General features: G+C 66.6%; 23 protein-coding genes and 1 tRNA gene. 16 read left to right on the forward strand and 8 right to left on the reverse strand.

Annotation, left to right across the window (positions count from 1 at the left end; genetic code table 11):
- The first annotated feature begins 86 nt into the window (after window positions 1-86).
- The 7 genes from rpmF to ABDC78_RS22895 all read left to right on the forward strand — a co-directional run bounded on the left by rpmF (window position 87) and on the right by ABDC78_RS22895 (window position 7026).
- Complete coding sequence (gene rpmF, locus ABDC78_RS22865; protein WP_178360474.1) at window positions 87-260, forward strand: 50S ribosomal protein L32; 174 nt, start codon at window positions 87-89, stop codon at window positions 258-260.
- A 69-nt stretch (window positions 261-329) separates the two neighbouring features.
- Complete coding sequence (locus tag ABDC78_RS22870; protein WP_178360473.1) at window positions 330-1016, forward strand: response regulator transcription factor; 687 nt, start codon at window positions 330-332, stop codon at window positions 1014-1016.
- A gap of 61 nt (window positions 1017-1077) precedes the next feature.
- On the forward strand, window positions 1078-2523 hold the full coding sequence (locus tag ABDC78_RS22875) for a HAMP domain-containing sensor histidine kinase (protein WP_178360489.1): 1446 nt from the start codon (window positions 1078-1080) through the stop codon (window positions 2521-2523).
- A 203-nt stretch (window positions 2524-2726) separates the two neighbouring features.
- A complete protein-coding gene (locus ABDC78_RS22880; RefSeq protein WP_178360472.1) occupies window positions 2727-4079 on the forward strand; it encodes a trypsin-like peptidase domain-containing protein in 1353 nt (450 codons plus the stop codon).
- A gap of 29 nt (window positions 4080-4108) precedes the next feature.
- On the forward strand, window positions 4109-4654 hold the full coding sequence (locus ABDC78_RS22885; protein WP_178360488.1) for a MogA/MoaB family molybdenum cofactor biosynthesis protein: 546 nt from the start codon (window positions 4109-4111) through the stop codon (window positions 4652-4654).
- A 706-nt stretch (window positions 4655-5360) separates the two neighbouring features.
- Window positions 5361-6005 carry an MspA family porin gene (locus ABDC78_RS22890; protein WP_178360470.1) on the forward strand — a complete coding sequence of 215 codons (645 nt, stop codon included), beginning with the start codon at window positions 5361-5363 and terminating at the stop codon, window positions 6003-6005.
- A 376-nt stretch (window positions 6006-6381) separates the two neighbouring features.
- Window positions 6382-7026, forward strand: a complete 645-nt coding sequence (locus tag ABDC78_RS22895; RefSeq protein WP_178360469.1) for an MspA family porin — start codon at window positions 6382-6384, stop codon at window positions 7024-7026.
- Window positions 7027-7108: 82 nt separating this feature from the next.
- Here the strand turns inward: ABDC78_RS22895 and mscL are convergent, their stop codons facing one another.
- Window positions 7109-7537 (reverse strand): large-conductance mechanosensitive channel protein MscL, encoded by a 429-nt coding sequence (mscL, locus tag ABDC78_RS22900; protein WP_178360468.1) that lies wholly within the window; start codon window positions 7535-7537, stop codon window positions 7109-7111.
- Window positions 7538-7933: 396 nt separating this feature from the next.
- Between mscL and ABDC78_RS22905 the strand changes: the two genes are divergently transcribed.
- On the forward strand, window positions 7934-8344 hold the full coding sequence (locus tag ABDC78_RS22905) for a hypothetical protein (RefSeq protein ID WP_178360467.1): 411 nt from the start codon (window positions 7934-7936) through the stop codon (window positions 8342-8344).
- Window positions 8345-8411: 67 nt separating this feature from the next.
- Here the strand turns inward: ABDC78_RS22905 and ABDC78_RS22910 are convergent, their stop codons facing one another.
- The 3 genes from ABDC78_RS22910 to ABDC78_RS22920 form a co-directional block, all read right to left on the reverse strand.
- Entirely contained in the window at window positions 8412-9068 is a 657-nt protein-coding gene (locus tag ABDC78_RS22910; RefSeq protein WP_178360466.1) for an SAF domain-containing protein, read from the reverse strand.
- A gap of 64 nt (window positions 9069-9132) precedes the next feature.
- Entirely contained in the window at window positions 9133-9498 is a 366-nt protein-coding gene (locus tag ABDC78_RS22915) for an FmdB family zinc ribbon protein (protein ID WP_178360465.1), read from the reverse strand.
- Between the two features lie 86 nt (window positions 9499-9584).
- A complete protein-coding gene (locus tag ABDC78_RS22920) occupies window positions 9585-10217 on the reverse strand; it encodes a 5-formyltetrahydrofolate cyclo-ligase (RefSeq protein WP_178360464.1) in 633 nt (210 codons plus the stop codon).
- 28 nt (window positions 10218-10245) lie between these two features.
- Here ABDC78_RS22920 and ABDC78_RS22925 point away from each other — a divergent pair, with 28 nt between their 5' ends.
- From ABDC78_RS22925 to ABDC78_RS22960, 8 genes are all read left to right on the forward strand, one after another.
- The gene (locus ABDC78_RS22925) at window positions 10246-11169 is read left to right on the forward strand and encodes a UTP--glucose-1-phosphate uridylyltransferase (protein ID WP_178360463.1); all 924 of its coding nucleotides are present in this window, start codon (window positions 10246-10248) and stop codon (window positions 11167-11169) included.
- 86 nt (window positions 11170-11255) lie between these two features.
- Complete coding sequence (glp, locus tag ABDC78_RS22930) at window positions 11256-12533, forward strand: gephyrin-like molybdotransferase Glp (protein WP_178360462.1); 1278 nt, start codon at window positions 11256-11258, stop codon at window positions 12531-12533.
- A gap of 19 nt (window positions 12534-12552) precedes the next feature.
- Window positions 12553-13206 carry a GNAT family protein gene (locus tag ABDC78_RS22935; RefSeq protein WP_178360487.1) on the forward strand — a complete coding sequence of 218 codons (654 nt, stop codon included), beginning with the start codon at window positions 12553-12555 and terminating at the stop codon, window positions 13204-13206.
- Between the two features lie 154 nt (window positions 13207-13360).
- Window positions 13361-14446 carry a gephyrin-like molybdotransferase receptor GlpR gene (gene glpR / locus ABDC78_RS22940; RefSeq protein ID WP_178360461.1) on the forward strand — a complete coding sequence of 362 codons (1086 nt, stop codon included), beginning with the start codon at window positions 13361-13363 and terminating at the stop codon, window positions 14444-14446.
- An 87-nt stretch (window positions 14447-14533) separates the two neighbouring features.
- A tRNA-Ala gene (locus ABDC78_RS22945) sits at window positions 14534-14606 on the forward strand.
- A gap of 196 nt (window positions 14607-14802) precedes the next feature.
- Window positions 14803-15588 (forward strand): DUF4239 domain-containing protein, encoded by a 786-nt coding sequence (locus tag ABDC78_RS22950; RefSeq protein WP_178360460.1) that lies wholly within the window; start codon window positions 14803-14805, stop codon window positions 15586-15588.
- A gap of 33 nt (window positions 15589-15621) precedes the next feature.
- A complete protein-coding gene (locus ABDC78_RS22955) occupies window positions 15622-16047 on the forward strand; it encodes a metalloregulator ArsR/SmtB family transcription factor (protein ID WP_178360459.1) in 426 nt (141 codons plus the stop codon).
- An 83-nt stretch (window positions 16048-16130) separates the two neighbouring features.
- The gene (locus tag ABDC78_RS22960; protein ID WP_347133533.1) at window positions 16131-17075 is read left to right on the forward strand and encodes a cation diffusion facilitator family transporter; all 945 of its coding nucleotides are present in this window, start codon (window positions 16131-16133) and stop codon (window positions 17073-17075) included.
- Between the two features lie 55 nt (window positions 17076-17130).
- On the opposite strand, the gene ABDC78_RS22965 is transcribed toward ABDC78_RS22960, so the two are convergent.
- From ABDC78_RS22965 to ABDC78_RS22980, 4 genes are all read right to left on the reverse strand, one after another.
- Window positions 17131-18588: a hypothetical protein gene (locus ABDC78_RS22965; protein WP_178360457.1), complete on the reverse strand. Its 1458-nt coding sequence runs from the start codon at window positions 18586-18588 to the stop codon at window positions 17131-17133.
- A 509-nt stretch (window positions 18589-19097) separates the two neighbouring features.
- Window positions 19098-20165, reverse strand: coding sequence for an ABC transporter ATP-binding protein (locus tag ABDC78_RS22970; RefSeq protein ID WP_178360456.1), 1068 nt, complete (start codon window positions 20163-20165; stop codon window positions 19098-19100).
- A complete protein-coding gene (locus ABDC78_RS22975) occupies window positions 20162-21733 on the reverse strand; it encodes an iron ABC transporter permease (RefSeq protein WP_347133202.1) in 1572 nt (523 codons plus the stop codon). The genes ABDC78_RS22970 and ABDC78_RS22975 overlap by 4 nt, the downstream gene beginning before the upstream one ends.
- Window positions 21734-22750 carry an iron ABC transporter substrate-binding protein gene (locus tag ABDC78_RS22980; RefSeq protein WP_178360455.1) on the reverse strand — a complete coding sequence of 339 codons (1017 nt, stop codon included), beginning with the start codon at window positions 22748-22750 and terminating at the stop codon, window positions 21734-21736.
- Window positions 22751-22792: the final 42 nt, after the last annotated feature.

A 22792-nucleotide genomic window follows, 5' to 3' on the forward strand; every position in this document is an offset into this window, starting at 1 on the left:
TCCTGGCTACCACTAACCGACGTCGGCTGGTTCCAGCACGTCGGCAGCGTCACCCAGACACCACCCGATAGATGGAGAGCTCGATCATGGCTGTGCCCAAGCGCAGGATGTCGCGCGCGAACACCCGTAGCCGGCGCGCGCAGTGGAAGGCCACCGCGACCGGCCTCGTCGGCGTGACTGTCGCAGGTCAGCAGCACAAGGTCCCGCGTCGCCTGCTCAAGGCCGCCCGGCTCGGTCTGATCGACCTCGACCGCCGCTAGCCGACCGACACGCCGCTTCGGCGGCGCGCCTCTCAGGTCTATCTCAGACACGGGGTCGACACTGTGCCAGTGCGCATACTTGTCGTTGATGACGATCGCGCGGTGCGCGAATCCCTGCGACGATCCCTTTCCTTCAACGGCTACTCGGTCGAGTTGGCCCAGGACGGTCGGGAAGCCCTCGAACTGATTGCCAGCCACCGGCCCGACGCCCTGGTGCTGGACGTCATGATGCCGAGGCTGGACGGTCTCGAGGTGTGCCGGCTGCTGCGAAGCACCGGCGACGACCTCCCCATCCTGGTGCTCACCGCGCGCGATTCCGTGTCGGAGCGGGTCGCAGGCCTGGACGCCGGGGCCGACGACTATCTTCCCAAGCCGTTCGCGCTGGAGGAGCTACTGGCGCGGATGCGCGCACTTCTGCGACGCACGAATCCCGAAGACGGCAGCGAATCGGCGGCGATGACGTTCTCGGACCTGTCGCTGGACCCGATCACCCGTGAGGTCACCCGCGGCGATCGCCCGATCAGCCTCACCAGAACCGAGTTCTCGCTGCTGGAGATGCTGATCGCCAATCCTCGCCGGGTGCTGACCCGCAGTCGCATTCTCGAGGAGGTGTGGGGGTTCGACTTTCCGACATCGGGAAACGCGCTCGAGGTCTACGTCGGCTACCTGCGGCGCAAGACCGAGGCCGAAGGGGAACCGCGGCTGATCCATACGGTGCGCGGGGTGGGGTATGTGCTGCGCGAGACTCCGCCCTGATGAGCGCTTGCGCGAAGAAGGGAACGTCCTGATGGCCACGCGAGAAGGCGAGAGGGCACCGATGGCCGCGCAGCCGCCCGAACCGTGGTCGACGAATGTCGCGCCGGCCCCGCCGACAGCGAGCTCGGTGTCGCTTCGGTGGCGCGTCATGCTGCTGGCGATGTCGATGGTGGCGATGGTCGTGGTCCTGATGGGCGTCGCGGTGTACGCGGTCGTGTCCCGTGCGCTCTACGACGACATCGACACCCAACTGCGCAGCCGGGCCCAGTTGTTGGTCGAGAGTGGGTCGCTGCAGGCCGATCCCGCCAAGGCGATCGAGGGCACGGCCTATTCCGACGTGAACGCCATGCTGTTCACCCCCCGGGCGATCTACACGGCCAACCAGAAGGGGCAGACGCTCCCGCTCGGTGGCCCGGAGAAGGACGTCATCCAGGGCAAGCTGCTGATGTCCCTGCGGACGGTCAGCCACCAGCGGGTCCTGGCCCTGTATCTGGACAACGGGAGCGCGCTGTTGATTTCCAAGAGCTTGGCGCCGACGGGGCAGGTCCTCAAACGCCTCGGCTCGGTCCTGCTCATCGTGGGCGGGATAGGGGTGGCCGTGGCGGCCATCGCGGGTGGAATGGTGGCGCGTGCCGGGCTGCGCCCCGTGGCCCGGCTCACTGAAGCAGCCGAACGGGTCGCCCGCACCGACGACCTGCGTCCGATACCGGTCTACGGCAGTGACGAACTCGCGCGCCTCACCGAAGCCTTCAACATGATGTTGCGCGCGTTGGCCGAATCGCGCGAGCGCCAGGCACGGCTCGTGACCGATGCCGGCCACGAATTGCGCACCCCGTTGACCTCACTGCGCACCAATGTGGAGCTTCTGATGGCCTCCATGGCGCCAGGGGCTCCACGCCTCCCTGAGGAGGAGATGACCGGGCTGCGCACCGATGTCATAGCTCAGATCGAGGAATTGTCCACGCTCGTCGGCGATCTGGTGGATCTGACGCGGGAAGAGGCTGGCGGCGCGATCCACGAGACCGTCGAGCTGGCCGACGTGATCGAACGGTCGCTGGAACGGGTTCGCAGGCGCCGCAACGACATCGAGTTCGACATATCGGTCACGCCGTGGCAGGTGTACGGCGACGGGGCGGGGCTGGCGCGCGCCGTGCTCAACCTGTTGGACAACGCGGCGAAGTGGAGCCCACCCGATGGCCGGGTCGGCGTCAGGCTCACTCAGGTCGATGCCCTGCACGCGGAGCTGGTGGTGTCCGACGAGGGTCCCGGAATCCCGCCACAGGAACGAACTCTCGTGTTCGAACGGTTCTTCCGCTCGACTGCTGCCAGGGCCATGCCGGGTTCAGGTCTCGGCCTGGCGATCGTCAAGCAGGTGGTGCTCAAGCACGGCGGCACGTTGCTCGTCCGCGAAACCAACCCGGGTGGTCAGCCCCCGGGTACGTCGATGCACGTGGTGCTACCCGGGCGCCTGTCTGCCAGTCAGACGGTCGACGCCGAGACGGTGTGACAAGCCGCGACACGCAGTGAGTGCTCGCAGCGGTGAGCACAAAGACAAGCGAAGATGGTGGGCGGACACCTGAGGGCGCCCCAAATCGTTATCGCTGGTCAATGGATCTCTAAGGGGATTCTCAGCACATTTGGGCACCCTGAGGGAGCACCCTTCGTTGTTCCAGGCGACGGAACCTACTCCAGGAAGAGCATCGCAGCGACATGACCAACCACCCGAGGTACTCGCCGACCCCGCCCCCGGGTCGTCAGCCCGGTCTTCATGGGCAGGCGCCGCAAGGCCATACCGGACCGCAGCAGCCTGGCGCCTACGAGCAGCAGCAGCCTTACGACTGGCGCTACGCGACTGAGCAACAGCGACAGGCGTTTCGGGCTCAGTATGACCCCTATCGCGGCGCCCCGATGCCCGCCGCCCCGGGGCAGTACCCGCGCCCCGGGATGCCCGGTCCGTCGCAGCCGCAGCCTCGGAAGCGTTCCCGCGCAGGGGCTTTGACGGCCGGTGCGGCCGCCATAGCCATTGTCTCCGCGGGTATCGGTGGCGGCGTCGCGGTGCTGGCGCACCCCGATCACGGCCTGCCCGGCATCAGTGCCACGGGTGCCGCTCCGAGCAGGCCCGCCGCCAGCGTGCCGGCCGGCTCCGTCGAGCAGGTCGCCGCCAAGGTCGTCCCCAGCGTGGTGAAGCTGGAGGTGAACCAGGGGCGTAGTTCTGAAGAGGGTTCCGGTGTGATCCTGTCCGCGGACGGGTTGATCCTCACCAACAACCACGTGGTGGCCGGGGCAGCAGACGGTCCGGGCGCCGAGACGAAGGTGGTGTTCGCCAATGGCAACACGACGACGTTCCGGGTGGTCGGCACCGACCCCGGGAGCGACATTGCGGTGGTTCGCGCCGAGAACGTCTCCGGCCTGACACCGATTGCGATCGGTTCGTCCGCCGACCTGGTGGTCGGTCAGGACGTGGTGGCCATCGGATCGCCCCTCGGTCTCGAGGGCACGGTGACGACGGGCATCATCAGCTCCCTGAATCGCCCGGTGGCTGCTGGCGGAGATGCGCAGAACCAGAACACCGTGCTCGACGCCATCCAGACCGACGCGGCGATCAACCCCGGTAACTCCGGTGGCGCGCTGGTGAACATGAACGGTGAGCTCGTCGGCATCAACTCCGCGATCGCCACCATGGGCGCCGACTCGGGTGCAGCGCAGGGCGGCTCCATCGGGTTGGGTTTCGCGATCCCGGTGGATCAGGCCAAGCGGATCGCCGATGAGTTGATCGCGACCGGGACCGCGTCCCGGGCGTCTCTCGGTGTGCAGGTCGGTAACGATGCCGGGGCTGATGGCGCGAAGATCGTCGAGGTCACCGCCGGCGGTGCCGCAGCTGCGGCAGGGTTACCGAGCGGTGCCCTCGTCACCAAGCTCGACGACCGGATGATCGGCAGCGCCGATGCCCTGGTCGCGGCGGTGCGGTCGAAGGCGCCGGGGGACAAGGTGACGCTGACCTATCAGGACGGGTCGGGCAACGCGCAGACAGTGGAGGTCACGCTCGGTAAGGCGGACCAGTGAAGCTGATCGCCGGCCAGGTCGGCCCAGACCTGCGTGTGGCTGCGCTGACGTCCGTGCCGAGATATACGGTTGAGCGCATGGAACAGCCTCTTGCGTTGGTCGGCCGGGCGCTCGTCGTAGTCGTCGATGATCGCACCGCCCACGGTGACGAAGAGGATCACAGCGGTCCACTGGTCACCGAGCTCCTCGGGGAGGCGGGATTTGTCGTCGACGGTGTGGTCGTGGTGTCCTCCGACGAGGTCGAGATCCGCAACGCGCTGAACACCGCGGTCATCGGCGGTGTCGACCTCGTGGTGTCCGTCGGCGGAACCGGTGTCACCCCGCGCGACGTCACCCCCGAATCGACTCTCGACCTTCTCGACCGGGAGCTGCTGGGCATCGCCGAAGCCCTACGGGCGTCCGGGCTGCAAGCCGGCATCCCCGACGCGGGACTGTCGCGCGGGTTGGCCGGTATCTCCGGCAGCACGCTGGTCGTGAACCTCGCCGGATCGCGAGCGGCGGTACGGGACGGCATGGCCACGCTCGGACCGCTGGCTGCGCAGATCATCGCCCAGCTATCCAGCCTGGAGATCTGACGAATTGGTCGCACCGGCCGGTTGTCTGCACAGCGGCCTGTCGGCATCGCCGGGCTGTAGTGCCGGTGTCGGCCGGTCCGCCCCGCGGAGTGCTGCGTTACGACCAGGTGAACATCGACGCCGTCCGAAGTGTGATCTTGGTCACTTGGAGGCCGCGCGGTGACCCCCCACTCGCGCCGTTCGCGGGACGCAGTTAACAACGTCTTCGGTGACGATCTGTCGGAGATGTCCGTGAACGACTCCGAGGAGTCGTCGCCCGATGACGACGCCGACCGTGAGCGTTGGCTGCGGGACAACGTTCCCCCTCATCATGAGTGAAATTTGATGGCGCAATTACCTCAGGGAACGCACAGGTAACAGTAAGGACCTCCGCAGCGAAGATCCTGATGCGGGGCCAGATACTGCGACGTGTTCCATGTGAGGCACCCCGTCGTCGCGGGCAGGGGGTCGAGGGCGACGGGGATGGTCCAGCAAACTACGCGCACCTCTGCGTCGACATCGTCGACGCCGCGAGTCCGCATTGCCGGTCCGTAGTCCCCCCGTTATGTTCCTCCTGTCAACGATGAGCTAATCGTAAGAAGAACATGTGGGCTTTCTAATTCCAGTCACATGAAGCTCTTGCGAGGTGTGTGGTGTAGCGGTTAGGCCAGGCACGGACAATTCGGTACTCCCGCCCGGGGTTCCGACTACATATCTAAGGGAGAACATGAAGGCAATCAGTCGGGTGCTGATCGCGATGGTGGCGTCCATCGCGGCTTTGTTCGTGAGCACTGGCACCTCTCACGCAGGTCTGGACAATGAGCTGAGCTTGGTCGATGGCCAGGGTCGGACTCTGACGATCCAGCAGTGGGACACATTCCTGAACGGTGTTTTTCCGTTGGACCGCAACCGGCTGACCCGTGAGTGGTTCCACTCGGGCAAGGCCTCCTACATCGTGGCCGGTGAGGGTGCGGACGAGTTCGAGGGCACGTTGGAGCTCGGCTACCAGGTGGGCTTCCCGTGGTCGCTGGGTGTGGGGATCAACTTCAGCTACACCACGCCCAACATCGCGTTCGACGGTCTGGAGGGCTTTAACGAACTGGGCCCGCTCGGCGGCTTTGGTGGCATCGTGACTCCGCCGCTGTTCCCGGGTGTGTCGATCTCGGCTGACCTGGGCAACGGTCCGGGTATCCAGGAAGTGGCGACCTTCAGTGTGGACGTGGCCGGCCCCGGTGGTTCGGTGGCGGTGTCCAATGCGCACGGCACGGTGACCGGCGCGGCCGGCGGTGTGCTGCTGCGTCCGTTCGCCCGGTTGGTCTCGTCGACCGGTGACAGCGTCACCACCTACGGCGAACCGTGGAACATGAACTGATCTGGCTCTGAACGAGTATCGGCCCCCGGCATTGCCGGGGGCCGATTTCGTCTGTCCCGCAACCACGTACCGGACGTCGACGAACCGAACGCTTTGCGTTGGGCCACCTCGATCTTCGTGAACATCAGGTGAACGGGATCCGATCGCAAACCCGAATGCCATGGATGCGACAAAAGTTCTGACGCGGACCGCGCCGTCTGTGTTGCCGGTTCGCAGTCTCCCCGTTATGTTCCTCATGTCAACAATGAGCGAATCGTTAGAACGACATGTGGAATCCTCTCAGGCACTTCACATGAAGCTCTCGCGAAGTGTTCAGCCAGGCACGGACAATTCGGTACTCCCGCCCGGGGTTCCGACTACATATCTAAGGGAGAACATGAAGGCAATCAGTCGGGTGCTGATCGCGATGGTGGCGTCCATCGCGGCTTTGTTCGTGAGCACTGGCACCTCTCACGCAGGTCTGGACAATGAGCTGAGCTTGGTCGATGGCCAGGGTCGGACTCTGACGATCCAGCAGTGGGACACATTCCTCAACGGTGTTTTTCCGTTGGACCGCAACCGGCTGACCCGTGAGTGGTTCCACTCGGGCAAGGCCTCCTACATCGTGGCCGGTGAGGGTGCGGACGAGTTCGAGGGCACGTTGGAGCTCGGCTACCAGGTGGGCTTCCCGTGGTCGCTGGGTGTGGGGATCAACTTCAGCTACACCACGCCCAACATCGCGTTCGACGGTCTGGAGGGCTTTAACGAACTGGGCCCCTTCGGCGGCTTTGGTGGCATCGTGACTCCGCCGCTGTTCCCGGGTGTGTCGATCTCGGCTGACCTGGGCAACGGTCCGGGTATCCAGGAAGTGGCGACCTTCAGTGTGGACGTGGCCGGCCCCGGTGGTTCGGTGGCGGTGTCCAATGCGCACGGCACGGTGACCGGCGCGGCCGGCGGTGTGCTGCTGCGTCCGTTCGCCCGGTTGGTCTCGTCGACCGGTGACAGCGTCACCACCTACGGCGAACCGTGGAACATGAACTGATCTGGCTCTGAACGAGTATCGGCCCTCGGCATTGCCGGGGGCCGATTTCGTCTGTCGCGCAACGACTATGCGTGGGCGTCAGTCACTCCGTGTGATCGCCGGCCGGACTGCCGTGCCTGCCGGCGGAACCACCGCTGGCCTCAGCACGCAAGAGATCGCGGATCTCGGTCAACAGCGTGAGCTCGGTCTCTTCTGATTCCACCTTGGCGTCGCGCTCCTTGAGCTTCTTGAACGGCACGACGATCACGAAGTAGATGACCGCGGCCACGATGAGGAAGTTGATGCCGGCCGACAGCACCGCGTTGAGATCGACGAACTGGTCGCCCCCCAGCGGAATCCGCAGGATGCCGTACTCGGCGTCGGGCCCGGCACCGATGCGATCGATGAGGGGTTGAATGACACTTTGTGTGAAGGCCGTGACGAGGCCGGTGAACGCCGCCCCGATCACGACTGCGACGGCCAGGTCGATCACGTTGCCTCGAGATATGAAGTCCTTGAACCCCTTCAGCATTGCCCGAGTCCTTTCGTATGGCTGATACCAGGTCGAGTGAACCGTAACCCCGCAGGTCGCGCCCGGGTCGACCGATGCGGTTTCCGGCGTGCCGCCATCTATGGCGAATGTGTTGCCGGTGTCTTTGCCGAACTGGCCGGGGGGCCACCGGTGAACGGGCTCTGCGAACGACCTTCCGATCACGCCGGATCACCCGTTGTCCCCTGCTCTTTCGCGGCAAACCAGGAGGGACGGGATTCGGCGCGCCGAGCCCCTGAATCTAAGCGGATCCTGAAGGAATTCGCTTTGCTCGGCGATGCGATGCGCGGTGGGGTTCGGCCTGATAGTCTTCTGCTTGGACTTCACATTTTCGACCCTCGTAACGCTCGCGATCTCGCCACAGAAAGGGGCAGGCCGATGGCCGCTCTCCTCCAGAATTCCAAGAAGCTGGCTGTTGTCGGCTTCGGTGCACTTGCCGTCAGCGTGGGTGCTCTGACCTTCGGTGCGGGAACCGCCGGTGCGGACCCCAATGACCCTTCGATGGTCGAGGTCGGCGGAGACGGAGTCGTCAACTCGCGGCAGTCGGCTGCCATCGCGGGTGGGGACTACTGCACGGCGAGCCCCGGAACGCTCAGCACGGCATCGACCATCACCAGCGACATCGGGACTCCCACGCAGAAGGCTGAAGAGTCCGGGCCGGAGTGGGTCGGATCCCGCGGCTGGCAGGCAGTGGGCATCTCGCCCTCCGACCCGTGGGGTGGCGCCTTCGACCCGCGGAATACCAGCACCGGTCCGCAGTGCGGCCCGGGCAGCGCAAGCGGCTTCTGACCGCAACACATCGTCACAATTCCGCCCCCGGCGACCAGCCGGGGGCGGAATTGTGTTGCGGTACTTTCTAATGCAGCGTGAGCGTGACCGTCTGCACCAGTGCAGCGCCCGCGACTGTCTTGGCGGCTGCAGCGGGTAGTGCTACGAGGACGACTCGGCCGCCGCCAGCGGTGACCCCGTTGTCTTTCGCGGATACCACCACCACGACCGCGTCGGTGGCGATCAGCCGGGCTTCGGTTGCCGCATCGGTGGATACGGGCGCGGCGACGATATCGACGACGTCTCCGGGTCTGACAAGATCCACCAGTGCGGGGTCGGCCAGGGGAAGTGGCACGATTCGTGCGTCGGGCCCGGCGGCGGACTCGGCCAGTCGTGGACCCAGCAGTCGTACGTCGGTGATGACCTCGCCGCGCCGTGCCGGCCCGGCCAAGGTGGTGCCGACCACCGAATCGATGTCGATGCGCGAACCATCGGGAATGGTTGATGCCGTGCGGGTTTCGAGCGCAACATCGTCTGCGGTGAGTTCGATGCCCGGCGACAGGTCGCGGGTGGTGACGACGACATCGGTGTGATCGGCGCGCGGATCGTCGCGCCAGGCTGCGACCGCGGCGAGAACAACCAGCAGGCCGGCGAGCGACCGGCGGGCGGCCGCGGTATGCAACCAGTCGGGGCGTACGGCCTGTCGGAGCCGATTCAGCGGCGTCGGGTTGAGCGAATCCCCCATGCGGCCAACGCTAGGACAGCTGGAACGCTTCCGTCAGCCTGCGGCTGGTCGGCTGTGGATAACGTCAGTTGGACGCTGCGGCTGCCGGTGCGGGGGAGCTGCTCGACGAGCTCGACTTGTCCGACGAGGTCGACTTGTCCGATGAGCTGGACGACGAGGAGCTCGACTTGTCCGACGAGCTCGAGGTCGATGAATCCGAGGCCGAGGAATCCGAGCTGGCCGAGCCGGAACTCGCGGCAGAGGACTTGGAGGCTTCGCGGCTGTCCGTGCGGTAGAAACCGCTTCCCTTGAACACCACGCCCACCTTGCCGAAGATCTTGCGCAGCCGTCCGTCGCACTGCGGGCACTGGGTCAACGCGTCGTCGGTGAAGGCCTGCACCATGTCGAACTTGTTGTCGCATTCGGTGCATGCATAGGAATACGTAGGCACAAAACCCTCCGAGGTGGTCAAACTTCTTTAGCACTCTACCGGCTCAAGTGCTAGAACCGCCAGGCGGCCCGCGTGATTCCCACCGCTTACGGCGTCGCTCGACTGTCGAGCGCGACCAGACCTGCACGCGGCGTCAAAGCATGTGTCATCCGCACATCGTGCGGTTCCGACGGGAGGTGATCGACGAGTTCGTCGTCGCGCACCACTGCCACCAGCGCCGCGCGGGGATCGGCCGACGGCAGCGTCCGGTCGTAGAAGCCGGCACCGCGTCCCAGTCGCACACCGCCTCGGTCGACCGCGAGAGCGGGCACCAGGACCACCGCGGCGTCGGCCAGTGCATCGGAGGGCAGCCAGGGCTGGGCTGGTTCACGCAGACCGAACGGCGCGGCCACCAACTCGCCCGGGCGGAACCGTCCCCACCTCAACGGAAGCGGTGTGCCGTCGGCGTCGTGCCGGGCGACAGGCAGGAGCAGGACGACGTCGTGACCGAGCAGCGCATCGAGCAGCCCCGGTGAGCCCGGCTCGGAACCGACAGGGACGTACGCGCACACGGTTTGACCAGCCTTGACGACTGCTCCGAGGTACGAGCAGAGTGCCGCTGCCTCGGCGTCGCGGACTTGCGGATCCACGGTCCGGCGGGCGGCCAGGATCTCGGCCCTAACCTGTGCCTTTGTCGATCGCACCGTGAAGCCCTCCGGAGCCGGGTAGGAAGGGAACATCCAACGCAGAGAGGTTAATGTGTGAACGATGAATCGGCCTGAAGTTCCGATCCCGTACACCGCGGTAGTGCCCGCGGCGGGACTGGGGACGCGCTTTCTGCCTGCCACCAAGACGGTGCCCAAGGAGTTGCTACCCGTCGTCGATACGCCGGGCATCGAGTTGGTGGCCGCCGAGGCAGCCGAAGCCGGGGCCGAGCGGCTGATCATCATCACCTCCGAGGGCAAGGACGGTGTGGTCGCACACTTCGTCGAGGACCTGGTGCTCGAGGGGACGCTCGAGGCGCGCGGCAAGAAGTCGATGCTCGAGAAGGTCCGTCGGGCACCGGCGTTGATCAAGGTCGAATCGGTGGTGCAGGCTGAGCCTCTCGGCCTCGGGCACGCTGTGAGCTGCGTGGAGTCCAGCCTGGCGCCCGACGAGGACGCGATCGCGGTGCTGTTGCCCGACGATCTGGTGTTGCCGACCGGCGTGCTGGAGACGATGTCGAAGGTTCGCGCCAAGCGCGGCGGGTCGGTGCTCTGCGCCATCGAGGTGGACAAAGAGCACATCAGCGCCTACGGCGTTTTCGACGTCGAAATAGTCCCCGATGCGGCGAATCCGAACGTCCTGAAGGTGATCGGCATGGTCGAGAAGCCCAAGGCGGAGGACGCGCCCTCGCCGTATGCGGCGGCCGGCCGTTACGTCCTGGACCGCGCAATCTTCGACGCCCTCAAACGGATTCCGCGGGGTGCCGGTGGCGAACTGCAACTCACCGATGCGATCGCCCTGCTGATCGAGGAAGGGCACCCGGTGCACGTGGTGGTCCACCGAGGATCTCGACACGACCTGGGAAATCCCGGCGGCTACCTGAAGGCTGCGGTTGACTTTGCGCTGGAGCGAGACGACTACGGACCCGAACTGCGCGAGTGGCTGGTCGAGCGGTTGGGGCTCGCTCACGCGACGACTGAGCGCTGACGGCGGTACCGCCCGCGCATCGAACCGCGCGCAGTCGGTGTCATCCAGCGTCGGCCCGGTGAGGCTGAACGGGAGAAAGGCGTGATTTGCGGTCGGTGGAGGAGCAACAGGCCCGAGTGGCTGCCGCCGCGGTAGCGCCGCGGCCGGTGCGGGTTGCTATCGCAGAAGCGCAGGGCTTGATGTGCGCCGAAGAGGTGGTGACCGAGCGTCCGCTACCCGGATTCGATCAGGCCGCCATCGACGGCTACGCAGTACGCAGCGTCGATGTGCTGGGTAATGGCGCTTCCGACGAGCGGGATGACGGCGACGAGGCCGGCGAGACCCGGGATCGCGAGATCAGCCTGCCGGTGATGGGCACGATCGAGGCCGGTGCGAGAACGCCGAGCAGATTGCAGCCGCGCCAAGCGGCGCGCGTGCAGACCGGCGCTCCGATGCCGACCCTGGCCGACGCCGTGCTGCCGCTGCGCTGGACCGACGGTGGCGAGTCGCGGGTCAGGGTGCTGCGCGGCGTCCGGTCGGGGGCATATGTGCGTCGCACCGGCGACGATGTGCAACCCGGGGATGTCGCGGTGCGTGCCGGCACGATCATCGGCGCTGCGCAGGTGGGACTGCTTGCCGCGGTAGGACGTGAACGCGTGCTGGTTCACCCGCGACCGCGGTTGTCGGTGATGTGTGTCGGCGGTGAACTCGTCGACATCTCCCGCACGCCCGGCAATGGTCAGGTGTACGACGTGAACTCGTACGCCCTGGCGGCTGCGGGACGGGACGCCGGCGCCGAGGTGAACCGGGTGGGAATCGTCAGCACCGATCCCGCGAAGTTGCGCGAGGTCGTCGAAGGCCAATTGAACCGGGCCGAGGCTGTGGTGATCGCGGGAGCGGTGGGTGGCGCAGCGGCCGAGCGGGTGCGATCGGTGCTGTCGCAACTCGGCGACATGGAGGTCTCGCGGATCGCCATGCATCCGGGTTCGGTACAGGGCTTCGGCCAACTCGGTCCCGAGCGGGTGCCGGTGTTCCTGTTGCCGGCCAATCCGGTCAGTGCACTCGTGGTCTTCGAGGTGATGGTGCGCCCGCTGATCCGGCTGTCGTTGGGCAAACGGCAGCCGGCCCGGCGTGTCGTCCAGGCGCGCGCGTTGTCACCGATCAGCTCGGTGCCCGGGCGTAAGGGGTATCTGCGCGGGCAGCTGATGCGCGACCAGGACACCGGCGAGTATCTGGTGCAGGCGCTGGGCGGGGCGCCGGGCGCGTCGTCGCATCTACTGGCAACTCTGGCCGAGGCAAACTGTCTGGTTGTTGTCCCCACCGAAGCCGAGCAGGTCCGCACGGGTGAGGTCGTCGACGTCGCGTTCCTGGCACAACGCGGCTGATCGCCAGATGGCTGCCGTGATGAACCTGTGGAGCTCCCGTTCCCAGCATCCGGGATGGCCGTTGTCGGTAGGGCCGCTGCGGGTGTCCGCCGGGGTCGTGCGGTTGCGCCCGGTACGGCTGCGCGACGCCGCGCAGTGGAGCAGGAACCGGCTTTCCGACCGCAGTCACCTCGAGCCGTGGGAGCCCTCCACCGATCTCAGTTGGGAAGTGCGACATGCAGTTTCGTCCTGGCCATCAGTGTGTTCGGGACTGCGCGCCGAAGCCCGCAAGGGTCGGATGCTGCCCTATGTGATCGAGCTCGACGGACAGTTCGCGGGGCAGTTGACCATCGGTAACGTGACGCACGGGGCGCTGCGGTCGGCGTGGATCGGCTACTGGGTCGCCAGCGGCTCGACGGGTGGCGGGGTTGCCACGGCAGCGTTGGCCTTGGGGCTGGACCACTGTTTCGGCCCGGTGATGCTGCACCGCGTCGAGGCCACCGTGCGGCCCGAGAATGCGCCGAGCCGCGCGGTGCTGGCAAAGGCCGGCTTTCGCGAGGAAGGCCTTCTGAAGCGCTATCTGGACGTCGACGGGGCGTGGCGGGATCACCTGTTGGTGGCTCTGACGATCGAAGAATTGAACGGTTCGGTGAGCTCCGCGCTGGTCCGCGCGGGTCACGCGTCATGGGCCTGACGCGCCCGGAAAAATGCCGTCACTGTTACTGATGTGACACGTGTGACGTTTGGTGCTTGTCTCCAGCGAATTACAGGTGTGTAATTGTCCTCGGCGCGCCGCCCTTGGATGCGCTGGTCACAGACCTAGCCTGATGGGGAAAGGAGCAGGCGCCATGCCAAGCATCCCCCAATCTCTTCTCTGGATTTCCCTCGTCGTCCTCTGGCTCTTCGTGCTGGTTCCGATGTTGATCAACAAGCGCGACGCCGTCCGCCGTACGAGCGACGTCGCGCTGGCCACCCGCGTGCTCAACAGCAGCGCCACCGCCCGACTCCGCCGGCGCCGTGGACCCGCAACAGGACATCGCAGCGATCCGGACTGGCGCCCCTCCCACGATGACATCGACGAGTCCGATGACCTCGAGAACGAAGCGCCGAGCCGCTCGGTCGTCATGGTCGCCGCAGAAGTCCGGGACGCCGATGCCGACAGCGATTACCTCGACGTCGACGTGGTGGAGGATTCCGGAGCGCTGCCCATCAGCACGCTGACCGCTGAAGACGAGCGGGTGGCCCCGGTGGCCGCTGCCGAAAGCGACGAGCTGACTTTGGATTACGGCGACTCGAGGCAGCGCGAGTCCGCCCGCGTCGGGTCCGAGGATCTCGAAACGGTCGAGTCGTCACACGAGGATGACGAAGCCTACGAGGACGACGCAGCCTACGAGGACCAGGAATCCGACGACGGGTACGGGGATGGGTACGAGTACGTCGACGACTCGTCAGGACTCGAGGCGCCGTCGGACACCGATCTGCGCATCGCCGACTCGATGAGCGCATCGCGTCGCCGTCGCCGTGAGTCGAGCACCGCCGAAGCGGTGACGGCACGCAAGTACCGGTTCCGCGCGCGGACCCTGACGGTGATGGCGGTGCTGTTGCTCTCCAGTGCGGTGGCGGCGTTCACCTGGTCGTCGACGATGTGGTGGGTGTGCGGTGTGGTCGGCGCGATCACGCTGCTGTACCTGGCCTACCTGCGTCGGCAGACCCGCATCGAGGAGCGGGTGCGCCGCCGGCGCGCCCAGCGGGTCGCCAGATCGCGATTGGGCGTGGAGAACACCGCGGATCAGGAGTTCGACGTCGTCCCGGCGCGGCTACGCAGGCCAGGTGCCGCGGTTCTGGAGATCGACGATGAGGATCCCGAGTTCGAGCATCTCGAATACGTCCCGTTCGCCCGCCACTACGACCTACCGCGCGCCGCAGGACAGTGATACACCGGTCTCCGACGAACGCCCGCGCGGGAGCGGAGGACCAATTTCAGCCGGTGTGCGGTGACTGGTAGCCTGCTACCGGTATCAGGGGCTATGGCGCAGTTGGTAGCGCGTCTCGTTCGCATCGAGAAGGTCAGGGGTTCGAATCCCCTTAGCTCCACACAGTTTGTGCAGTTCAGGACGGTCGAGATCGACCGGTCACCGGGGTGTGCCACAGCATCCGGCGGAACACCTCACTTCGGCGCCATCATTGTTGCGGTAAGTCCTACGGCCGCCGAGTCCGCCAGCTAGACATGTAGAGCGCACCGGGGCAACCGCGCCCGAGCGAGCAACCCGGCGTGACCCCAGGAGACCTCATGATCAGTCAATGGCTGGTGAGCACTCTGCCGTCGTGGTTGCTGTTGCTGGGGATCGTGGTGGCCGTGGCCGGCGGTGCAGTGCTCATCCAGACAGTGGTGCGGCGCAAGTTCCCCAGCCTCAAGGGCGAGGAGCACAACGACGTCATCAGATTCGCCTTCGGGGTGGTGGGTTTCGTCTTCGCCTTCTTTCTCGGCTTCGTCGTCTCAGCGATGTGGGGACAGATCGGCGATGCGGACGCAAGGGCCAGGATCGAAGGATCAACAGGCGTGCAACTCGCCCGCAATGCCACGCTGTTCGACGAGCCTGACAGCGACAGGGTTCGCAAGGCGCTCCTCGAGTACCAACAGGCTGCAGTGGTCGAGTGGAACGAGAACGCCAAGGGCAATTCCTACCCGGCGGCTGAGGATGCGCTGACACGACTGTATTCGGCATACGAAGACGTCCAAGCGCGCACCGACACGCAAAAGACCTTGCTCGCAACTTCTTTCAGCAATCTGGACAGCCTCAGCCAGGCCCGCACGCAGCGGGTGCTGCAATCGCGGACGGATGTCGGCCCGCCGTGGTCACTGTGGGCAGTCATCTGGCTGACCAGTGCACTGATGCTGCTCTGCGCCATCATCTACGACGTCAAGAAGCCGTCCACGCACTACGCGATGGTGGCGATCCTCGGCGTGCTGGTGGCGGTGAACCTGTTCCTGGTGATGGAACTGTCGCACCCCTTCCTCGGCGATGTGGGGACGTCCTCGGAGCCACTGAAAGAGGTCATCCGGCAGTTGTCGTGAGCTACTTCCGTTGCGATGGCCTACTATCTGCGTATGAACGCAGATAAGGGAGCATGCGCGCGGCGGCTTCCCGATGATCAGGTGGACCTGGTCGTCGAAGTTTTCCGGATGCTGGCCGACGCCACGCGAGTTCAGGTTTTGTGGGCCCTGGGCAGCCGTGAGATGGCCGTCAACGATCTGGCCGCACACATCGGGAAACCCGCCCCGTCGGTATCTCAGCATCTGGCCAAACTGCGAATGGCGCGCCTGGTCCGCACCCGTCGCGAGGGCACCACCATCTTCTACAGCCTCGACAACGACCACATCCGACAACTGGTCACCGACGCCGTTTTCAACGCCGAGCACGCAGGTCCGGGCATCCCCGGTCATCACCGCGACGCCGCCGAACTCGCGCTGCTGCATCCCGGCGACCGCGACGCCGAGTCAGGCTCCGACGCGGCTGACGGGTCCCGGCCGTGACACACAACGCCTCGTCCGAGCACATCCACCATCACGGGCAAGATCACCATCATCGGCACAGCCACCACGGATCCGGCGGCCCGATCGGCGCCGCCCTCCGGGAGGTGTTCGCCCCCCACAGCCACGATGCCGGCGACAGCATCGACGGGGCTCTGGAATCCAGCGCCGCCGGGATCCGCGCGGTGAAGATCAGCCTGCTCGTCCTCGGCGCGACGGCGGCCGCTCAGATCGTCATCGTCGTGATCTCGGGGTCGGTCGCACTGCTGGCCGACACCATTCACAACTTCTCCGACGCCCTGACCGCCATTCCGTTGTGGATTGCGTTCGCACTCGGCACCAGGGCCGCCACCCGTCGCTACACCTACGGCTTCGGTCGAGCCGAAGACATCGCCGGACTCTTCGTCGTCGCGATGATCGCGCTCTCTGCCGTCATCGCCGGGGTCGAATCAGTGCGCCGCTTGATCAACCCGGTCCCGATAGAGCACGTCGGATGGGTCGCAGCAGCCGGCCTGGTCGGCTTCATCGGCAACGAACTCGTCGCGGTGTACCGCATACGGGTGGGTCGGCGGATCGGCTCCGCCGCGCTCGTCGCGGACGGATTGCACGCCCGCACAGACGGATTCACCTCGCTGGCGGTGCTGTTGGGGGCGGGTGGCGTCGCTGTGGGTTTCCCGCTCGCCGACCCCATCATCGGCTTGCTGATCACGGTGGCCATCCTCGTCGTCCTGCGCACCGCCGCGCGTGATGTCTTCCGTCGGCTCATGGACGGCGTCGACCCGGCCCTGGTGGATGCCGCCGAAGTTGCGCTGGCTGCCGAACCCGGTGTCACCGAGGTGCGCAGCGTGAAGATGCGGTGGATCGGCCATCGCCTGCACGCCGACGCCGAACTGGACATCGACCCCGCCACCAGCCTCGCCGAGGCACACCACATCGCCCACGAAGCCGAGCACACCCTGACCCACGCCGTCCCGAAACTGGCATCGGCTCTAGTGCACGCTTACCCGGCGACCGGTCGTCCGCACGATTGACCGGCGCGACATCGCGGAACCTCCAGCGAGGTTCCGCGATGCCTCGGGCAGGTCCTCAGTCGTCGCTACTGCTGCTGTCGCTGCCGCTGTCGCCGCTACCGTCTGAACCGTCATCGCCGGACTGACCGCCGATGCCGCCCCGGCCGCCGCTTCCGCCGGTGCCGCCTTCGTTGGTGTCGCCGCCGGTGGCGTCAGCGCCCGCACCGCCGTCGCCGCCGTTGCCGCCGACGAACCCGCCGCCGCCACCGTCGCCGCCGTCGCCGCCGTCCGAACTCGGTCCGCCATCGGTATCCGCGTCACCACCGCTGCCGCCGGTCCCGCCTTCGCCGAGGAACCCACCACCGTTGCCGCCGCTACCTCCGGCGCCACCGACGGACGTGCCGCCGTCGCCGTCGGGACCGAAGCGATTACTTCCGGCGGAACTGGCGCCGCCGCCGTCACCGCCGTCACCGCCGGTCTCGGAGCCGCCGCCGCTACCGCCCGCGCCGCCGGAACCGCCGGTCGCGTCGCCCTCGTCGGTCGCCACGAAGCCGCCGTCGCCGCCGGCTGCACCTGCGCCACTCGACGACGATCCGCCGGCCCCGCCGTTGCCGCCGACACCGTTGGCGCCGTCGCCGAACGCGTTGTTCACCGTGCCGCCACTACCGCCGGCGCCGCCAGGTGCGCCGTCACCGCCGTCGCCGCCATTGCCTCCGGTGGCCGTGGTGGTGCCGTCTGCGTCGGTCGATCCCGAACCGCCACCGCCACCGGCGCCACCGGTGCCGGTGGAGGCATCTCCGCCGGCACCGCCATCACCACCGTCGGCATTTCCGTTGACCGAGTTCGCGACGCCACCCGTGCCGCCGTCTCCGCCGTTGCCGCCCAAGAATCCGCCTCTGCCTCCGGCGCCGCCCGCCGCACCGGTGGCGTCATTGGCGCCTTCCACGTCGGAGTCCAGAGAGTTGAAGTCGCTACCGCCGTTGCCGCCGCGGCCGGCATTGCCGAACAGGAAGCCACCGTTGCCGCCGGCGCCGCCCGCGACCGCTGCCACCCGGACACCCTCGTCGTCGGTGAAGGCATCCACGCCGTCGCCTCCGTCGCCGCCATCTCCGAAGAAGTAGCCACCACTGCCGCCGACGCCGCCGAACGCTCCATCGCCGCCGTTACCGCTCAGCAGCCCGCCGTTGCCGCCCCTGCAGTTCACGGTGCAATCCGGGTCCAGGTCCAGTGCGTCGAGTCCGTCGCCGATCAACCAGCCACCCGGGCCGATGGCAGGCCGCATCGCGGTCACCTGCGTCACGGCGCCGAGGCCGGCCGAGGAGGCGTTCGAGCCACCCGATCCGAAGAACCACGGGTCTGTCTGCGCGAGCAGCGTCTCGTTGGACACCAATTGGACATCGGCGGTGACGGTGGTCGGCTCATCCTGGGCCGAGGACAGCAGCACGCCGACTCCGACCAGTGCCGCCCCTGAGATACCTGTGGCGAGATACTGCCTGACCGCCATCCGCGATGCGCGTTTGCCGTGTTTGGACATTTCCTAGAACCCTCCGAAGTAGTGCTGCCGGTCGCAGGCAGATTGCGTCATCCGTGAGACGCTGCTCACGCTAACGTTTTGCTGTATCGCTGAATAGCGAATATCGAATTGATCTTGAAGCAAACAGAATTCGTAATATATGACGTCGCGTCGAGTACGACGACGGGAGCGTGAGCAGTGCGATCGATGCCGAGCGGCAATGACGGAAGCGTAAAATTCAAGCCGATGGCGTACGTTTGTGTTGCGTCCAGATCGCTTGGTAGAAAAGCAATATCCGTGCCCTGATCTCGACGGATCCACAAGAATCGCTTAGATCTGCGCGAGCGATGACATGTCGTATTCGACAGCGAATTACTGGTGGTGTCGACACTTCCGCGCACTTCTTATTGTCGCTGGAGCAAACGACGCGCAATAACGGACGGGCTTTGGAATGAAGTTTGCTGACCGGTGTATTCGGCAGGACGCAGAGGGTGGTGCAGTCCGATCGGCTGCCGGGCAGCGGAGTCTTCTCAGTGTGCTGATGAGTCTGCGAACGCCACTGCGGTGCCGTCGACCTCGAGGCGCACCATGGCGCCGACCGCGGGTGGATTGATGCTGTGCTGGCGAACGGTGATCGGCGCATGACCGTCTCCCAGGGCGACCGTCAACATCACGTCGTGCCCGCGGAACTCCGAAGCCAGCACCGTGGCCGCCCGGTTGGCGGCGGCAGTCTGTCGGTCGCTGACGGTGACGGCGGTCAGCTGCTCGGGGCGCAGCATGAGCGTGGCGGACCCGGCAACGGAGGTGTTGTGTACCGGCAATCGACCGAGCGCGGATTCGGCTGTGTCACCGTCGACCGTGCACGGCAGCAGCACACACTCGCCGAGGAACTCGGCGGTGAACAGATCGCCGGGTGCGCGGTAAACCTCCTCGGGTGTACCGACTTTGGTGAATCGACCGTCACGCATCACAGCGACCTGGGTGGCGGCCGAAAGCGCTTCCTGCTGATCGTGGGTGACCAGCAGCGTGGTCACGCCGGCATCGGCGAGCAGTGCCGTGACGGCCTTGCGGGTCGAGGCCCGCAATCCGGTGTCCAACGCGCTGAACGGTTCGTCGAGCAGCATCAGCGCGGGACGGCGGGCGAGTGCGCGTGCGAGCGCGACGCGCTGCTGCTGACCGCCGGAGAGTTCGTGCGGCCTGCGCTGCGCATAGGACTCGTCGAGCGACACCGTGGCAAGCAGTTCGGTCACTCGGGAGTGGGCGCGGCGCGCATTGCCGTTGAGTCCGTAGGCGATGTTCTGGCCGACCGTGAGGTGGGGGAACAGGGCGCCGTCCTGCGCAACGTAGCCGACGCCGCGACGGTGCGGTGGAGTGCTCCTCCCGGGTGCCGCCACCTCACGTCCGGAGATGGAAACCGTTCCGGCATCGGGTGTCTCGAAGCCCGCGATGAGTCGCAGCAGCGTGGTCTTGCCGCAGCCCGACGCACCCACGACTGCGGTGATGGTGCCGGCGCCGACCTCGAGGTCGATGCCGTGCAACACCGGTTGGCCGCCGAACGACTTGGCCAGACCGGCGACCTCGACGGCATCGGACGTCACAGCGCGGCCGCCTTCGTCGACTGCCTGAACAGCACCACCGTCACCGGCACCGACAGCGCGACCAGGAGGAACGCATACGGCGACGCGCCCGCGTAATCCAACTCGCTGGACAACGACCAGAACCGCATCGCCAGCGTGTTCGTGCCGGTGGGCGCGAGCAGCAGTGTGGCGGTCAGTTCGGTGGCCACCGCGACGAACACCAGTGAGGCGCCCGCCGCGGCCGCAGGTGCGGTGAGCCGCAACGTGACTCGCAGGAACGTCCAGGTGGGCGAGACGCCCAGCGACCGGGATGCCTCTTCCATGCTCGGCGGCACCTGGGCCAGTCCGGATCGCAGGTTGACCATTGCCCGGGGCAGGAACAACAGCACGTAGGCGGCCAGCACCAACGTCACCGTCTGGTAGAGCGCAGGCAGGTACCGGATCGCCACCGTCACCAATGCGAGCGCGGTGACGATGCCCGGCATCGAGCTGGTGACGAAGTTGGAACCCTCGACGAAGCGGGCGAAGAAACCCGTGTAGCGCACGGCGACCCACGCGAACGGAAACGCCAGCACCGTCGTCAGCGCCGCGGCCGCGGCGGCCAGCGTGATCGTCTGCAGCGCGGAGTCCACGACGCCGCCGTCCAGCCATGCCCGGGGGCCGCCCTTCCACAGCCACCGCCCGATGATCCACGTCGGCACGCCGAGGGACAGCACGGCCAGCACCACCATCGCCAGGCTGGCCGGAAACATCATGGCGCCCAGCGGGTGTGGTGTGGCGGTGCGCTGGGATCCAGAGCCGATCCTGGAGTACCGGGCACCGCCCCGGGCCGCCGCCTCACCGACGATCAAGACCAGGCACAGCAGTATCAGCACCCCGGCCAGTGTGCTCCCCGCCGCGCCGTTGAACGTGGCCTGGAACTGTTCGAAGATCGCCGTGGTGAAGGTGTTGAAGCGCAGCATCGCGAAGGCGCCGTACTCGGCGAGCAGATGCACTCCGATCAGCAATGCGCCGCCGAGGATCGCCAGCCGTAGTTGCGGCAGCACCACGCGCCGGAAGGCGGTTGCGGCGCTCGAGCCCAGCGCCCTGGCGGACTCCTCGATGGCGGGGTCGAGTCTGCGCAGTGTGGCCGCGGCCGGCACATAGGCAAAAGGGAAGTAGGACATGGTCGCCACCAGGACACCCGCCCAGAAACCATGCAGTGACGGGATGACGCTGACCCAGGCATAGCTGTTGATGAACGCCGGCACCGCGACCGGCGCGACGAACAACGGGCGCCACACCGCTCGACCGGGCAGGTCGGTGCGCTCGACCAGCCACGCGGCGCCGACGCCGAGCACGAGGCACAGCGGCACCGTCACGACCACCAGCCCGACGGTGTTGACCAGCAGTTCACCGACGCGGGGCCGGGCCAGCAGTTCGTAGAGCCGGCCGGTTCCGAGGGTGGCCATGGACCAGAGCACGTAGCCGATCGGGATGAACGTCGCCGCCACCAGCAGCGCCACCCCGGCACTGACGACGGGCCCGGGGCGCGCCCTGCCCGGTGCGGGGGTCGGCGGTGCTTCGAGGGACGGGTCGGTCGTGACCACCTAGAGCAGGCCGGCCTTGGTCATCAGATCGGTCACCTGCTGGGAGTCGAGGTCGGACGGGTTGACCGCAGGGGCCTGCAACTGGTCCAGCGGTACGAGCGCTTTGTTGGCGGGCACCCCGCTGGCCACCGGGTACTCGAACGAGGTGCCGTTCTCGAGCACCTCCTGGCCGGCCCTGCTGGTGATGAAGGTCAGGAGCTTCTGCGCGTCGTCCTTCTTGTCACTCGACTCCAGGATGCCGCCGCCCGAAATGGACACGAAGGCGCCCGGATCCTCGTTGCGGAAGTAGTGCAGCGCAGTGTTGTTGCTGATCTCTTTCGTCTCGGCCTGGTCGCGGAACCAGTAGTAGTGGTAGATCACGCCACCGTCGACCTCGCCGTCGTTGACCGCGCGCAACGTCGCGATGTTGTCGGAGAAGATCTCGGCGTTGGATTTCATGCCCGCGAGCCACTGCGCGGTGGCCGGTTCTCCGGTCAGCTGCAACATCGCCGCGACGATGGCCTGGAAGTCGGGTTTGACCGGGGGCGCTCCCCAGCGCCCGCTCCACTCCGGGCGCTCCAGATCCATGATCGACGCGGGAAGCTGCGCCTCGCTGAGCCTTTCGGTGTTGTACGCGAACACCGTCGTGCGTGCGGCCACCCCGGTCCACTTGTCCGTCGACGGCCGGAACTGGGGCGGCACCTGTGCGATGGTCGCCTGGTCGACGTCGGTGAACAGGCCGGCCTCCTCGACCGCGGCCATGGCCGGAGAGTTCTCGGTCAGGAAAACGTCTGCGGGGGAGGAGGAGCCCTCGGCGATCAGTTGGTTGCCGAGCTCGGTGTCGCCACCCTGCCGATAGGTGACCTCGATGCCGGTCTCCTCGGTGAACGCATCGATCCACTCCTTGGTGAGGGACTCGTGCTGGGCGTTGTAGATCAGCAGGCCCTCGGACTCGTTCGACGACGAACATCCGGTCAGTCCGATCGCGAGCACGACGGTGAACAGCAGCGGTATGACTCGACCACGGGGGACGCGCATCCGGGATCCTTTCCTCGAGTGAGGTGAGGTTGGCCTAAGGAA

This window comes from Mycobacterium sp. DL, from assembly GCF_039729195.1.
In the GTDB taxonomy this organism is placed as follows: domain Bacteria; phylum Actinomycetota; class Actinomycetes; order Mycobacteriales; family Mycobacteriaceae; genus Mycobacterium; species Mycobacterium hippocampi_A.